The organism is Burkholderia sp. AU31652 (assembly GCF_002223155.1).
Taxonomy (GTDB): Bacteria; Pseudomonadota; Gammaproteobacteria; order Burkholderiales; family Burkholderiaceae; genus Burkholderia.
On record NZ_NKFG01000007.1, the window covers coordinates 318,625 to 334,054 of the forward strand.

Here is a 15,430-nt window from a genome sequence, read left to right on the forward strand (position 1 = left end):
GCAATGTAGCGCGGCGGATGACGAAACTCAAGGCATCGATGCGATTGGCTCGACGGATGAAACAGTCGTGCGGATGGAACCTTTCCGCCACATTACGCGCAACGTGCGCAGCCGATATCCGGCACGGCGCATCGGCCTGGATTCAGATCAGATGCCGGCCCGCCACCGACTCGATCTCGAGCACGCAGGCATGCGGGTATGCGGGGGGTGCCGCCCGGCGGCCTCCTACTTCGCCGCCTGCGCCGCCGGCGTGAACGAGCACTTCGGATCGTTCTTGCCCCGCGCCGAACAGCACTCGAGCAGGTCGCTCACCGACTTCACGTTGGCCGCGTTCCACTCGTCGCGGCTGCGGTTGTTGTCGATCGGCATCCAGTGCGTCAGCGGATAGCTGCTCGCCAGCGGGTTGCTGCCTTTCGGCGGCGGCAGCAACCCGGCGGCGAGCGGCACGTAGATCTTGCAACTGTTCTGGTCGCCGATCCGGTGGCAGCCGATGCAGGTGTTACCGGGCGTGCTGATCGCGTGCGACGTCCATGACGCGAAGTCGGCCCCGAGATTGACGTACTTGCCCCACGGATCGGTCGGCACGCGGTTCCAAACCTGCCCGATCCATGGGCTGTACATGACCGGGCTCGCGTCGTGGCACGACACGCAGCGCTTCGTCGCGGTCGCAGCCGGTTTCCACCAGAATTCCGCGGCCGACGGCCGGCCGGGCGGCGGGGTCTTCTCGTTCGGCGGCGGCACGCGCGACGCGTCCATGCCGCCCGTGCCGCCCTTGTCCGCATGAAACCAGCAGGTCTTGCCGTTGCGCACGTGGTGCAGCACGATGTCGACTTCGTCGTAATACGGGCTGCGGTTCTCGCGGATCTGCTTGCGACGGCAAAACGCCGAGATCTGCGTGTCGCCGTGGGACAGGTCGAGGATCTTCGAGTAAGGCGTGCATTGCCCGGAGGTCGGCGCGTCGTACGGCAACAGCGCCGGGCGATCGCAGGTCATGTGTGCCGTGTACCGCGCGGGCACGCTGCCGTTGACGGTGATCGGCACGTCCGTCCCGCTGTTGCAGTCGAACGCGGGAATCTCGCCGATTTCGTCGGTGCACTGCTGCGCGTATTCGTGCAGGGAGGCATCGGCGCCTTCCGCGGCAAACGAGGCGGGCGCGGCCAGCAGCATCGCCAGCGCCGCGACGCAGGTCCTGATCGTCATGCCGCCTCCTTCGTGTAGCGCATCGCCACCTTGCGGATGGCCTCGATGTATTTGACGTAGCCGGTGCATCGGCACACGTTGCCGCCCACCCACGTCTCGATCATCGCGTCCAGTTCGGCGGCGGGCACCGGCTGCGCGCGCAGATGATCGAGCATCGCGGTCGCGGCCATCAGGAATCCCGACGCGCAGTAGCCGCACTGGAACGCGAACGATTCGAGAAAGCTCTGCTGCAGCGGCGACAGCGTGCCGTCCTGCGCGAGCCCTTCGATCGTGTACACGTGCATGCCGGCCATCGCGCTGACCGGCGTCGAGCACGACAGCGTCTTTTCCATCGGCGCGTCGGGCGTGTTGCGCACGCCGACCGTGCACGCACGGCACACGCCGATGCCGCAGCACAGCTTCGTGCCGGTCAGGTCCTGTCGTTCATGCAGGAAGTCGATGAGGTTCATGTCGGCGTCGTCGGCTGCTGCCTCGACGGGCTGGCCATTCACGACCATGCGGACCGGATCGCTCATTGCAGTGCCTCCCGAATCTTGTCCGGCGTGACCGGCGTGACCCTGAACCTTCGCCCCGTCGCCATCGCCAGCGCATTGAGCAGCGCCGGCGCGATCGGGCACATCACCGCTTCCGCGATGCCGCGCGCATTCGCGGGATCGTTGCCGGGCGGCGGCAGCGCGATCAGCTCTTGCTCGGGAATGTCGGGCAGGCGCGTCACCTCGTAGCGGTCGAGGTTCCATCGGCCGCCACCCGGGCCGTCCGGGCCGAGCGGGCACGTCTCGGTCAGCACGTTGCCGATGCCCATCGCGACCGCGCCCTGCGACTGTCCTTCGACGAGCTCCGGCGACAGTTGCCGCCCGACGCTCACCGCCGACACCACGCGCTCGACCTTCACGCGCCCGTTCGCCGGATCGACGGACACGCCGACGAGCGACGCCGATGGCGCATAGGTCGTGCGCCCGTAGAGGCTCGTGTCGACCGGCGGCGCCTGCAGCGTGCGGTACAACGGCGTCAGGAAGTAAGGATCGAGGCCGACCGCCACGTAGTCGTAGTCGATTTGCGCACTGCCCGACGCGAACGGATAGGTGCCCTTCCAGAAGTAGCCGGCATAGCTCGCATGCACGGCCGCCACCGTCTGCAGGCCCAGCTCCGTGATGGTGTCGAGCAGCGTCGGCCACGTAATCGGCGTGAGGCCGTTCGCGACGAGCGCACCATTGGCCCAGCGCACATCCTCGGCCCGCACGGACACGCCCCACCATGCACGGGCAGCCGGCAACACGCTTTGCAGGAACAAGGCCTGTGCCGCCCCCTTCACTGCGTGGTACTGATGGAATGCGCCGAGACAGGCGCTCGACGAACCGTACGTATAGCGCACCGTCTTCGGATTGGCCGACGGGTTGCTCGACCGCGTGAGCCCGAGTGCATTGAACGGCCCGATCTCGCTCATGGCGATCGTCTGCGCGTTCTGCCCGAGAAATTCGGACGGTGCGAGCCCCAGCGTCGTGGCCGCGCCGTTACCCATGTCGGTGTACGGCGTGACCACACGCAGCCGGCTGTCGGGCAGGATCTGCACCATCCCGAACATGCCGTCACCGGAGGTGCCGTAGGCCTCGTTCGCCATCGCGAGTCCGACGCCGTAGCGGAGATGGCGCGCAGCGCGTTCCGCGCGGGTGCGCTCGCGTTCGCGCCACAGCGGGTGCTGTTCGAGCCGGTCGAGCAGCGCGTCGAGCTGCAGGTCGAACAGGATCGGCGCACCCGTGATCGCGCGCCCCTTGCCGAGCCCGGGCGTGCCGCCGAGAAAATTGGCGCGACGGATCGCGAACGGCGAGAGCCCGAGCCGGCGCGCGGCCTCGTCCATCAGCGTCTCGACCGCCATGAACGCCTGGGGGCCGCCGAAGCCGCGCTGCGATCCGCCGAACGCTTCCCGCGTGTAAGTCGAGGCCGCCTGCGCGCGTGCGCGCGGAATCTCGTAGCAGCTCATCGCGCTCAGCGCGGCGAGCTGCGCGACGTACGGCGACAGGTTCTTCTTGCCGCCGCCGTTCATCAGGAAATCGCACGTGATCGCTTCGAGCTTGCCGCGCCGGTTGAACCACAGCGATTCCGAAAACTGCGTTTCGCAGCGCTTCAACCCGACCTGGAACTGCTCGTAGCGCGACTGCTGCCAGCGTAGCGCGCCCGTCGCGAACGGCGCCGCGAGCGCGAGATAAAGCGGGAAATAGGACTTGTCGCGCCCGCCGAAGCCGCCGCCCGGATAGCACGCGATGACGTGGGCCTCCTTGGCCGCGATGTCGCTGCCCTGAAACAGCGCGAGTGCGCCGGTCGCATCGTCGTTCGCCGACTGCGTACCGAGCACGAGGCTCATTGTCGCGCTGGATGCGTCGTACCAGGCGAGCCCCGCTTCGGGTTCCATGAACATCGGGTCCATCGCCGGCGTCTCGAATCCTTCGTTGCCGGTCGCGCGCACGCCGATCCACGCGCCGGCGGCCGCGTTGCGGGCAATCGTCGCGTCGATGTTGGCGACCGCCTCCTCGCGTTGCTTCAGGTATTCGGCGGTCGGCTTGCCGCTGCTGTCGGTCTGGTAGTTGTCGACGTAGTTGAAGCCGCGTTCGTCATCGCGCACGTAGATCGTCACGGGAGAAAACGGCACGGCCTGCGCGGCCGTCGGGCGCGTGACCGGCGCGCCGTAACGGATCACGCCTTGGTTGAAATCGAGCAGCTTCTTCGCTCGACGATAGACATCGAAGTTCTCGAAGATCAGCAGCGCGGCCGGTTGTCCGTAGCAATCCGCCGCGTGGCCGGTGCGCGCGAGCCAGTAGATGTCCTGGTTCGCGATCGGGTCGGCCTCGGGTGCCAGCGGAATCCGTCGCGCGCTCAGCAACGCGTTGTCGACGACGGCGATCGGCCGCAATTCGGCCGGCAGCACACCGAGGTCATAGCCTTCGTACACGGCGTCGACCCGATCGCACCGCAACGCATAGAGCCAGTTCTCCTGCTGCGGCCAGCCGACGAAGTCGCGCGACTTGAAGTCGCGTGCGTAGATCTTCTGGCCCGTGACCTTCGGGATGCCGTCGATGCGCCAGCGCGCCTTGCCGGGCACCGGCGCCCAGCCCGGCCCGGCCGCGTCGTCGTCCGCCTGCCCGGCGGCGCCGAGCGCCAGCGCCGGCAAATGGGTGATCGAGATCGCGACGAGCGCGCCGCTCCCGGCCAGCTTCAGAAACGTCCGGCGTGTCACAGGCACATCGATGGCCATGCTGGGTCCCTCGTTCGAATGGTCGTGCCGGCACGGCCGACGCGCGACGCGACGCCGGCCGGGTACGGGCCGCTTCGGGTGTGCTTCGTCGTGCGGGATGTCGGTGCGGAAACGGTCTTGCGGACGCGGTCGCGTGCCGGCGGTCAGGAATCGGGGGGAAGCGGACCGGGGAACGTGCGCGGCGGATTCGCGCGGGCGCCACGGGCCCGCGGATGTCTGCTGGATGAAGCGTCAGGCCACCTGCTTGCCATTGCTTGCTCGTTCATGTTTCCCCCGGCCTTGATCGTGCGTGACTGGCCTGTTTTCCGTATTGTCGGGCCGTCTCTTGATTTTCAAGTGTTGTTGTTCGGTATTTCCGGCACGTGCAACGTTTGCGTCGTCAGTACCGTGATGCAGACATGATTTTCAATAATGTAGAAATTCGGGCCGGGTATTTCAAGGAGATTTTCGGATGGCGCGCAGCGGTGCGCAAAAAACGAACGAGAAGCCATTGCCATGAACGACGGAGTCAACAATCCCGCGGATCGTTGCCGTCTTTCAATATCAGGCGAGGTATCGCCGTGCCGTTTCATCCAGGCGCACAACGCGATGCCGGCAAACTTCGCCGGCATTCAGGTTAGCAGTAGGGGGCAGCCGCTAAGGCGGTGGACTACGGCTCGTTCCATGGCCGACCATGGGTCCAGGATGCCTTGACGCCGCTATGGTCAACCTGTCTCGCGGCGCCGCCTGGGGAGGGAGCCTCCATGAAGCCTGTTACCGTGCCGGCCGGCGGGGGTGGCCATCCGGCACGCAAAACCTTGATCGACGCAACCGGCGCAACGCCGCTGCGTCACTCACTGCCCGATGCCCACGAACGTCGGCAGCAGCACGCGATAGACGTGGATCATCGCCGGCCCGAGCAGCACCATCATCAGTGCGGGGAAAATGCAGAAGATCAGCGGGAACAGCAGCTTCAGCGCGATCTTCGCGGCCCGCTCTTCCGCGCGCATCCGGCGCCGCGTGCGCAGCATGTCGGACAGCACGCGCAGCGATTCGCTGATGCTCGTGCCAAAGCGGTCGGCCTGGATCAGCATCGCGCAGAACGATTCGATGTCCTCCACACCGGTACGCAGCGCGAGATTGCGCAGCGCCGTCTCCTTCGTGAAGCCGGAGCGCATCTCGAGCAGCAGCAGGTCGAGTTCGCTCGCGACCACCTCGCTGCTGAACCGCAGCTCCTCGCTCACCTTCATCAGCGCCGCATCGAGCCCGAGACCCGCTTCGACGCACACCGTCAGCAGGTCGAGCGCGTCCGGGAAATCCTCGAAGATCTTCCTCTGGCGCACCTTGACCCGCTGCGACAGCACGACGTTCGGAATGTAGTAGCCGATGCCGGCGAGCGCGACGAGGATGACCGACAGGATCGCACGCTCGTCGCCGAGCGACGTCGTGATCAGCACGAGCAGCGCCGCGCACGGCAACCCGAGCGCGAGCGCCGTCTTCGCGGTGAAATACAGCGCAGCCGCGCTCTGGTTGCGCCAGCCGGCATTCATGAGCCGGATGCGCAGCGGCGAATTCTCCCAGCCCTCCTTCGGCACCGACAGCTTCGAGATCGGCGTGGACAGCTCGACCAGCTTCGCGACCCAGCGCGACGTCAGGTCGTCGCCGTCGCCCGTGCCCGCCACGCCGGTCGCGCCCGCCCCGGCCCCGCCGGCCTGCTGGACCCGGCGCTGGATGCTGCGCGGCGCGAACAGCAGCATCGCGACGAGCGCGCCGCCGGCCACGAAGAGGAACAAGCCGCCCAGCATCACGGCCTGGACTACGCTCAGGTTTTGCATGACAGCCTCGCAACGGTTCGTTATACGGCTCGCGCGTCAGACGCGAATGCGGACAATACGGCGGATCCAGAACAGCCCGAACAGCATCGACACCAGCATCGCGCCGACCATCCTGATCCCCGCCGGGTCCTCCCAGAGCACGGACAGGAATTCGCGGTTCAGCAGCGCCATCACCGCGGCGGTGCCGAACGGCAGCAGCCCGAGAATCCATGCCGACAACCGCCCTTCCGCCGACAGCACGCGCACCTTGTCGAACAGCTTGAAGCGCTCGCGGATCAGCGCGGCGATGCTGTCGAGCAGCTCGGCGAGGTTGCCGCCCGTCTCGCGCTGGATCAGCACCGCGATCACGAAGTAGCGCAGGTCCTGCACCGGCACGCGCGTGACGAGGTTCATCAGCGCATCGTGCAACGACACGCCGTAGTTGACCTCGTCGAACGTGACGCGGAACTCGCCGCCCATCGGCTCGGGAAACTCGTCGCCGACCATCCCGAGCGTGCTCGTGAACGAGTGGCCGGACCGCAGCGCGCGCGCGATCATGTCGCAGATGTCCGGCAACTGCCGCTCGAGCTTGCGCATCCGCTTCCCGCGGCAGCGCATCACGTACATCATCGGCAGGCATCCGGCGAACAGCGCGACCGGCAGCGCAGCGAGCTGCGGCAACGTCGCGAAGCTCAGCGCAAGCCACGCGAACGCCGCGAACACCGTGCTGAGCATGATCAGCTTCGGCAGCGTCCAGTCGAGGCCCGATTGCTGGATCACGAGATCGAGCCGATGCACGCGCGGCATGCGCAGCAGCAGCCGGTCGAACGGCTTCGATTCGTCGAGCATCCGCTTCTTCAGGATCGACAGCCGTTCCTGCTGGACGTTGCCGCCGGCCGACATCGAGCGGATGCGCGATTCGATCCGGCGCGCGGCGGCGCCATGCCGCGCGTTCCACCATTGATAACCGCCTTCGATCGCGAGAACCACCGCGACGAAGGTGAGAATCACAAAACCGTAAAAGATCGTGTTCATGAAGCCTCCCCGGCAGCGAACGGCGCCCTGTCGTCAGTTCGTCTCGTACCGCTGAGACGGGTCGTACAGCGAATCCGGCAGGTTGATGCCGAATGCCTGCAGCCGCTCGACGAACTTCGGCCGCACGCCCGTCGCGCAGAAGTGGCCGCGTACCGAACCGTCGCGGTCCACGCCCGTTCGCTTGAACGTGAAGATCTCCTGCATGTTGATGATGTCGCCCTCCATCCCGGTCAGTTCCTGGATGCTGACGATCTTGCGCCTGCCGTCGGTCAGCCGCGCGGCCTGCACGACCACCGAGATCGCCGACGTGATCTGCTGGCGCATCGTCTTCGGCGGCAGCGTCAGGCCGGAGACGCTGATCATGTTCTCGAGCCGCGTCAGCGCGTCGCGCGGGGTGTTCGCGTGGATCGTCGCGAGCGAGCCCTCGTGGCCGGTGTTCATCGCGTTGAGCATGTCGAGCGCTTCGGCGCCGCGCACTTCGCCGAGGATGATCCGGTCCGGGCGCATCCGCAGCGCGTTGCGCACCAGCGTGCGCTGCGTGATCTCGCCCTTGCCTTCGATGTTCGGCGGGCGTGTTTCGAGCCGCAGCACGTGCGGCTGCTGCAGTTGCAGTTCGGCGGCATCCTCGATCGTCACGATCCGCTCGTTGCGCGGAATGAAGCCGGACAGGATGTTGAGCAGCGTCGTCTTGCCGCTGCCGGTGCCGCCCGACACCAGCACGTTCACCTTCGCGCGCGACAGCGCATCGAGCAACTCGGCCATCGGCGGCGTCAGGCTGTGGTAGCGCACGAGGTCGTCCATCTTCAGCGGATTGACCGCGAAACGCCGGATCGACATCAGCGGCCCGTCGATCGCGGACGGCGGGATGATCGCGTTCACGCGCGAGCCGTCGGGCAGACGCGCATCGACCATCGGGCTCGATTCGTCGATGCGGCGCCCGACGCGCGACACGATCTTCTCGATCACCTTCATCAGGTGCGCGTCGTCGTAGAACGTCACGTCGGTCAGTTCGAGCTGGCCGAAGCGCTCGACATAGACCTGCCGGTACGTGTTCACGAGGATGTCGGAAACGGTCGGGTCGCGCAGCAGCGCTTCGAGCGGGCCGAAACCGAACATCTCGTCGTACACGTCGATCGCGAGCTGCCGCCGCTCGATGTCGTTCGCCGGCAGCCGCTCCTCGTCGAGGATGCGCGTGATCAGCAGGCCGATCTCCATGCGGACCGATTCCTGCGGCATCCGCGACAGGCGCTCGAGCTCGACGCGTTCGAGCACGGCCAGGTGGATTTCGCGGCGCAGCTTCTGGTATGCGTCGCGCACCGACGAATGGGTCGGGCCGGCCGGTTCGCTGCCCGTCGCCAGCGGCTGGGCCCGTTGCAAGGACATCTGTTCGCGCAATGACATGATGGTTCCCCGAAAGATTTACATGGACTTGAGCTTCGGCGTGGCCTTGCGGCCGAACAGCCGGGACATCAGCGGTTCGCTGTGCGTCGCGCCGTGTCCCGCGCGCACCTCCCCTTCGACGAGTTGCTTCGCATACCCTTGCAACGCTCGGACGACCCCCGTGCCGCGCGCGACCCGCGACACCGGATGGCCCTGGTTGAGCGCTTCGAGCACGGTGTCGGCATCGTCGGGAATCGTGCAGGCCGCGTGCAGGCCGAGCACTTCCTCGAGCGCCGTGCGAGTGCGGTCGCTCGCGCGCGTCGCGCGGTTCACGATCAGCCGCATCTGGTCAGTCGAGTAGCCGAGCGACACGAGGATCTCCAGCAGCCGGCGCCCGGCCCGCACGTGCGGCATCGCGGGCTGCAGCACGAGCGCGATCTGGTCGCTGCGATCCAGCGCGACCATCGACAGCGGATTGATGCAGACGCCGACGTCGAAGATCACGAAGTCGTAACGCGGCGCGGCGACGCCCAGGATCCATTCGAGCGCGTCCTCGCGCATCTCGGCGGCCTTGACCGGGTCGCCGGCGCCCGCGAGCACGTGGAAGTTTTCCGTCACGTGCGCGACGCTCGCGTCGAGGAACGCGCTGTCGAGCCGTTCGATCTGCGCGCACAGCTGCGGCAGCGTCGACGGCGGGGTTTCGTCGCTGACGAGGAACGCCGCGTCGGCGAACTGCTGGTTCAGGTCGATCAGCAGCACGCGGCGCTTGAAGCCTTCCGCGATCTCGAATGCGAGGTTGCTGGCCGCGAAGCTCGTGCCGGCCCCGCCCTTGCACGACATGAACGACACGATCCGCGTGTCGTCCGTGTCGCGCCGCGTGCTTTGCGCGGCGGCCCGTTCGAGCGCGTGGCCGAGCGCCTGCGGGTCGAGCGGCCACAGCAGCACGTCGCGGGCGCCCGCCCGCATCGCGTCGAGCAGCACGTGCGGCGACGCGTCGGCCGTCACGAGAATGCAGGTCAGGCTCGCGTGCGCGCGGCAGATCCGTTCGATCGCCGACAGCTCGGACGGGTCGAGCGACGTGCCGTCGACCAGCAGGATGTCGAACGCGTCGAGCCCGTCGGTGCGATGTTCGATCTGCGACGGGCGGCCGGTCGCGCGTGTCGCGCGATAGTGTCCGCAGTCGGCCACGAGGCGCGCGATCTGCGAAAGACGCGCGGTGTCGTCGGAAGCTACGAGGATGTTGATCATGTCGTGTGCCTCGCCTGTTCGATTAATTACAGTTGGCGCCGCCGGTCGCGGAAGTGAGGCTTTCGCGCGGCAGTGTCGTCGTGAACGGCGGCATCGTCACCGTGATGTTCACGAACGGGATCATCGTCTTGACCGTGACGTTCGTGACGCTGACCGTCACGAACGCGCACGAATTCACGTCACAGCTCGCGGGCGAGTAGTTCACCGACACGTTCGCGTTCGACAGCAGCGGCAGCAGCGCTCTCACCCGCTTCACGACGCCGGCCGCATTCACGTCGCACACCACCGCCGTGCGCGCGCCCAGGCGCACGGCTTCGCTCGCGGTGCTCCAGTAGAACAGCACGCGGCCGAATTCGAAGATGCCGATCAGCAGCATGATCAGGATCCATGCGATCAGCGCGAACTCGACGATCGCCGAGCCGCGTTGGGCACGCCGGCGTGACGGGGGGGCATGGCGCGCGTTCATGACACTTGCCTCATCACGGTGACGATGTTGTTGAAGGTGATCGACGGCAGCCCCGGGAACGCGGGGATCGGCTGGTACTTGTAGCCCGTGATCTTCACTTCGACGACGTTGATCGCGCCCGTCGCGGTGCCGCCCGACGCGTTGTTGTTCGAGTCGTAGGTCGGCAGGTTCGCGAACTGCGACGGGTCGGACGTGTCGCTGCAGCCGGTCGTGCGCTGCGCGTCGCAGATCGTCACCATCGACGTCTTGAGCCCCGGCACCAGCTCGGTGCCGGCGGCGCCGCACGTCGTGCTGCCGTAGACGACGAGGCACTGCGCCTGCGACGCCGGATACGCGCTGTCGGTCGGCAACCAGACCGACAGGTAGCGCGCCGCATCGCGCGTCGCCTTGGTCAGCGTCTCGAACTGGTAGATCGCGCGGCCGAACTCGGCCACGCCGGTCGCGAGCATGATCATCGGCATCAGCACGAGCGCGAACTCGACGGCGACGGCGCCGCGGGTGCGCGAACGGCGAAACGGGGGCTTTTTCATGATCCGCTCTCCGCTATTGAACGAGCATCGGGACCTGGGTCCCGGACGCGCTGCCGCTGCCCGGCAAGCCGTGCGTCGCGCACGGATTGTTGCCGGAGACCGACGAGCCGAGGTATTCGAGGTGCGCGACGATCGCGCCGCTGCCGGAGCTGAACGGCAGCGGATCGAGCATCAGCACGCAGTCCCATTGCGTGACGTGCACCTTGCCGCTGCTGCCCTTCAGCGTCGAACAGTCGCCTTCCGGCGCGAGCGCGACACGGCGGTCGCTGCCGTAAGTCTGGTAGTTGCTCGCCGTCGCGGTGCCGTTGGTGTTGATCCCGCTGCCGGTCGGCGGCGCGCCGTCGCCCTGGTAGGACTTGAAGGCTGCGCGGTCGGCCACGAACTGCGTGTACGCATCGCCCTTGATGCCGGCCGTTCCGGGCGGCCCGTAGTTCGGGCCGACATACGCGTAGCCGGTGAAGTCGGGCTGGCCGCTCGAGCCGTTCGCGCCATTCGTGTAGATGCCGAAGCGCGTGTTCCAGGCGCGCAGCGACGCCGACTTCAGGCCCGTGGTGGCGAGATCCGGCGGACTCGTGATGTTGCAGGTATTGCCCGACAGCTCGCTCGCGAGGGTCGGTTCGTTCGTCGAGCCGTCGAGCGCCGCCCAGCCGAAGTTGCCCGGCCCGTAGGTCGACGACGACCCGGACGGCGACGAGATCCAGTCGCCGACCTTGTAGGCCGGATCGGACGGGCCGCGACACACGAACACCGGAATCGCGCAGGTCGTCTGCCCGCCGCCGACGGTGGCGATCGCGCTGGCCGACACCTCCGCCGCGTTCGCGAGCTTCGTGCCCGGCAGCACGTTCAGTATCTCGATGAACCAGTGCGCGATGTTGCTCAACGTGGCGGTGCACTGCACGTACTTGATGTTCGCCGGCTTCGTGACCGAGTTCTTCGTCTGGAACGCGTTGGACAGCGAGTCGCTGAACGTGACGTTCGCGTTCGTCGACATCTGCACCGACTTGTTCTGGAAGAACACGAAGTTCAGGTGGCCGGCGGCGATGCCGTCCGCCTCGGCCACCGACAGGCTGATGGCCGAGGTCAGGTCACGCGCGGCCGACAGCGCGCACGCATCGGCGCTGTTCTGCAGTTCGCTGCGCGTGACGTACAGCTTGCCGAGATCCAGCGCGAGGCCGACGAACCCGATCATCACCGCCAGTGCGAGACCGACGATGATCGCGACGGCACCGCGCTGGCGATGCAGGCTGCGACGCATGACTTTCGGATGGCGAGCTGCGCTGTTCATGGCGTTCTCCCTGAGCGTGCCGTCGTTACTGGGTGGACTTGCCGATGCCGATCACGAACGCATTGGCGGGCGGCACGGTCTGCTTGAACGACTTGTCGTAGTTGTCGAGCGCGGCCGCGGCGGCAGCGCCGTCGACCCCCGGCGCCGACACCGAGGCCGCGTGGTCGGCGGCATGCGGGTCGATGATCTGGGCCTGGGTCACGGCGCGGACCGAATCGCCGAAGCGGGTGTCCCACACCGGGGTCGACGACATGCAGCCGGCAAGCGCGAACGCGAGCGGTGCGGCGAGCGCCACGCGGCGCACGATGACGAGGTAGGCGGATTTCATGAGCGTCCCCTTGGATGGCTTCAACGATCGGTGGATTCGGGTGCCGCGCTCACGCGCACGACCTGCTGCGCATGGGCCGCCGCCGGTGTCCGGCGCTTCGGCTGCCCCGCGGGCTGGGCCGGCGTGTCGGAACCGGCCGCCGCAAGACGGGCGGCGGCGGCTTCGATACGCGCGATGCGGGCCGCGTTGGCGGATTCGTGCTGCGAGACGGCGGCGGCAACCGGTGCCGGCGTCTTCTGCGGCTCGGCCGGCGCCGGCGGCTGCGCGTCCGTCCCCTGCGGCGCGCGCGGCGCGGGCAGCGCGGCGGCCGGGGCGGCGGGCGCTTCCGATTGCGGTGCCGGTGCGGGGGCCGGTGCCTGGGCCGGGGTCTGCGGTGCGGCTGCCGCGCCGTTCACCGGTTGGGCGCCGTGCTTGCGAACACCGCCGCGGCCTTCCATGTTGCCGGTCGCATACACGTCGACTTCGTTCGGCTTCGAGAAGCTGTCGGTCGGCAGCGGCACGTCGGCGGTCTGCAGCGGCTTCACCAGGTGCGGCGTGATCACGAAGATCAGCTCGGTGCGGTCCTGCTGGAACGAGGTACTGCGGAGCAGCGCGCCGAGCACGGGAATTTCGCCGACACCGGGGAGCGCCTTCAGCGCGCCGGTCCCGTTGTCCTTGATCAGCCCGCCGATCGCGAACGTTTCGCCGTCGCCCATCTGCACCGTCGTCGAAGCGCGCCGCGTCGTGATCAGCGGCAGGATCGACGTGCCGCCGATGTTGGACGCGCTCAGCGTGACGCCCGTCTGCGACAGCTCCGACACTTCCGGCGCGACCTTCAGGCTGATCCGGCCGTTGCCCAGCACGGTCGGCGTGAACTTCAGCGCGACGCCGAACTCCTCTTCCTGCAGCGTGATCGACGAGACGCCGTTGCTGCCGCTCTGCGGGATCGGGATGAAGATCTTGCCGCCGGCGAGGAACGTCGCTTCCTGGCCGCTGATCGTCACGAGATTCGGCTCCGCGAGGATCTTGACCAGGTTGTCGGTGTTCTGCGCGTCGGCCGCGAGGTTGAACGGCTTGTTGTTCGCCTTGCTGAAGGCGATCCCGGTCGCGACGCCCGCGAGCAGGTTGCTGACCAGCGCGCCGCTCCACGAACCGAAGCCGCCCTGGATGTTGAGCGCGCTGCCCATCTGGTTGATCAGCGTCTTCGACACCTCGGCCACCTTCACCTCGAGCATCACCTGCTGCGGCGACGTGACGTTCAGCATGTTGAGCACCCCGCCCGCCTTGCCGCCGCCCGCCGGATCGCCCGCGCTGTCACCGTACGCCCGGGCGATCTGCATGGCCTGCTGCGCGGCCATCGAGCTCGACACGGTGCCCGCCAGCACGATCGTGCCGGCGGCGGTCGACACGTGGATGTCGCGCTCGCTCGGCATCAGCTGCATCAGCGACGCCTGCAGGCCGCCGGCATCCGCGCCGACCGCGACGTCGATCACGCGGCATGCCCCGCTCTTGCCTTGCACGATCATGTTGGTCGTGCCGACCGCGAGCCCGAGGATGTACAGCGTCTGCGGCGACACCATCGTGGCCTGCGCGACGGCCGGATTGCCGATCGTCCGATTACGGACCGGCTCCGGCATCGGCACCAGCAGCGACTTGCCGAGCGGCACGCTGACACTGGTCGATTCGCGCACGGCGCCGACGCAGTTCGGCCCGCGCAGCGGCCCCGCCGCTGCGGCGGGCGCGGCGGCCGCCACCGGCGCCATGCTGATCGTCATCTGCATCGGCCCCTTGCCGACCGCGGCCGGCGCGCTGGCGCCGCCCTTGGTCAGCGCGGCCGACTCGACGCCTTCCTGCGCGAGCGCGCCATAAACGGTCAGCCATCCTGAACAGAGGATCGCGGCCATCATCGTGCCCCGTGCGACGCGTGTCTGCAGTGGGCCGGTACCTGTGCATTGCGGTTTGATCTTCATTTCGTCTGATCCCCCGAGAGACCGGCGCCGTGCCGGTTATCGACTTCCAGGGCCGCCGCGCATTGCCGGCGGCCGTTTATGTGACTTCGATGAACTGATTCAGAAACACTCGACGCTGCCCTTCACGCCCGTCAGCACGCCGACGCAGTCGCGCCGCACTTCCGGCGCCGCGTGCGATGCGACGTGCACGCGCACCGTCTTCACACGGGCCGGTGCCGGCGGCGCTTCGGGTGCGGGCTCCTTGCCGAGCAGCGTCAGCTTGGTCGCCCCGTCGGTGTTCAGCGTCTTCTGGTCGACCTGGTTGCGCAGCACGAGCGACAGCGTGCCGACGCTGCGCGCGAGGTCGAGCCGTTCGGCCTGGTCGGGCGTGACTTCCAGCGTCACCGCGTTGACGACCTTCGGCGCCGTGTCGTCGCGGCTGACCTGCTGCGCGACGGCGAGCACGAGGATGTGCTCGAGCACGATCTTCGAGATGCTCTGCCCGTCGGTCTTGCCCTGTTGTTCCTGCGTGTTGACGATCACGTCGACGTAGTTGCCCGGCAGCGCGAAGCCCGCGACACCGACCACGTCGTTCACGCGCACCGTGATCGCGCGGCTGCCGTCGGCGATCACCGCGGACAGCCCGCCCTTCGTGCCGACCGGCGCGAGCTTCGACTCGATCACCGGCTCGCCGCGTGCGAGGCTGGTGCGCACGACGCGCCCTTCGAGCCCCTTCGTATCGGTGAACGCGCCGTTGGGCACGCTGCCCGACGGCCAGCTGACCATGTGGATCTGGTTCGGCCCGAGCGGTTCGCCCAGGTTCAGATCGGTGTTGGCCACCGCGACCGGCGTGACCGAGCTCGTGGATGTCTGCACCAGCCAGTGGGACGCGAACACGACCGCGGCAAGACCCGCGACCATCGCGACGACCAGCATAATGACCGCTCGACTGTTTTTCATGGCAATGCTCCTCGACGAATCGTGAAAGAA

General features: G+C 67.6%; 14 protein-coding genes. All 14 read right to left on the reverse strand.

Features of this window, described 5'->3' with window-relative positions:
* Positions 1-225: 225 nt before the first annotated feature.
* Positions 226-1,200, reverse strand: a complete 975-nt coding sequence (locus tag CFB40_RS33420) for a hypothetical protein (RefSeq protein ID WP_089429714.1) — start codon at positions 1,198-1,200, stop codon at positions 226-228.
* Positions 1,197-1,715 carry a (2Fe-2S)-binding protein gene (locus tag CFB40_RS33425; RefSeq protein WP_089433726.1) on the reverse strand — a complete coding sequence of 173 codons (519 nt, stop codon included), beginning with the start codon at positions 1,713-1,715 and terminating at the stop codon, positions 1,197-1,199. The genes CFB40_RS33420 and CFB40_RS33425 overlap by 4 nt, the downstream gene beginning before the upstream one ends.
* On the reverse strand, positions 1,712-4,447 hold the full coding sequence (locus CFB40_RS33430) for a xanthine dehydrogenase family protein molybdopterin-binding subunit (protein WP_089433727.1): 2,736 nt from the start codon (positions 4,445-4,447) through the stop codon (positions 1,712-1,714). The genes CFB40_RS33425 and CFB40_RS33430 overlap by 4 nt, the downstream gene beginning before the upstream one ends.
* Positions 4,448-4,779: 332 nt before the next feature.
* Positions 4,780-5,058, reverse strand: a complete 279-nt coding sequence (locus CFB40_RS38385) for a hypothetical protein (RefSeq protein WP_143329924.1) — start codon at positions 5,056-5,058, stop codon at positions 4,780-4,782.
* 222 nt (positions 5,059-5,280) lie between these two features.
* On the reverse strand, positions 5,281-6,261 hold the full coding sequence (locus CFB40_RS33435; RefSeq protein WP_089429717.1) for a type II secretion system F family protein: 981 nt from the start codon (positions 6,259-6,261) through the stop codon (positions 5,281-5,283).
* Positions 6,262-6,297: 36 nt separating this feature from the next.
* Complete coding sequence (locus tag CFB40_RS33440) at positions 6,298-7,275, reverse strand: type II secretion system F family protein (protein ID WP_089429718.1); 978 nt, start codon at positions 7,273-7,275, stop codon at positions 6,298-6,300.
* 33 nt (positions 7,276-7,308) lie between these two features.
* Positions 7,309-8,676, reverse strand: coding sequence for a CpaF family protein (locus CFB40_RS33445; protein ID WP_089429719.1), 1,368 nt, complete (start codon positions 8,674-8,676; stop codon positions 7,309-7,311).
* Positions 8,677-8,694: 18 nt separating this feature from the next.
* A complete protein-coding gene (locus CFB40_RS33450; protein WP_089433728.1) occupies positions 8,695-9,903 on the reverse strand; it encodes an AAA family ATPase in 1,209 nt (402 codons plus the stop codon).
* Positions 9,904-9,925: 22 nt separating this feature from the next.
* On the reverse strand, positions 9,926-10,369 hold the full coding sequence (locus CFB40_RS33455; protein ID WP_089429721.1) for a TadE/TadG family type IV pilus assembly protein: 444 nt from the start codon (positions 10,367-10,369) through the stop codon (positions 9,926-9,928).
* Positions 10,366-10,899, reverse strand: a complete 534-nt coding sequence (locus CFB40_RS33460; RefSeq protein WP_089433729.1) for a TadE/TadG family type IV pilus assembly protein — start codon at positions 10,897-10,899, stop codon at positions 10,366-10,368. Before CFB40_RS33460 ends, CFB40_RS33455 begins: the two co-directional genes overlap by 4 nt.
* 13 nt (positions 10,900-10,912) lie before the next feature.
* Positions 10,913-12,184 (reverse strand): pilus assembly protein TadG-related protein, encoded by a 1,272-nt coding sequence (locus tag CFB40_RS33465; RefSeq protein WP_089433730.1) that lies wholly within the window; start codon positions 12,182-12,184, stop codon positions 10,913-10,915.
* A gap of 25 nt (positions 12,185-12,209) precedes the next feature.
* The gene (locus tag CFB40_RS33470; RefSeq protein ID WP_089429724.1) at positions 12,210-12,512 is read right to left on the reverse strand and encodes a hypothetical protein; all 303 of its coding nucleotides are present in this window, start codon (positions 12,510-12,512) and stop codon (positions 12,210-12,212) included.
* A gap of 20 nt (positions 12,513-12,532) precedes the next feature.
* Positions 12,533-14,461 (reverse strand): type II and III secretion system protein family protein, encoded by a 1,929-nt coding sequence (locus CFB40_RS33475; protein WP_089433731.1) that lies wholly within the window; start codon positions 14,459-14,461, stop codon positions 12,533-12,535.
* Between the two features lie 99 nt (positions 14,462-14,560).
* Entirely contained in the window at positions 14,561-15,400 is an 840-nt protein-coding gene (gene cpaB, locus CFB40_RS33480) for a Flp pilus assembly protein CpaB (protein WP_089433732.1), read from the reverse strand.
* Between the last annotated feature and the right edge of the window lie 30 nt (positions 15,401-15,430).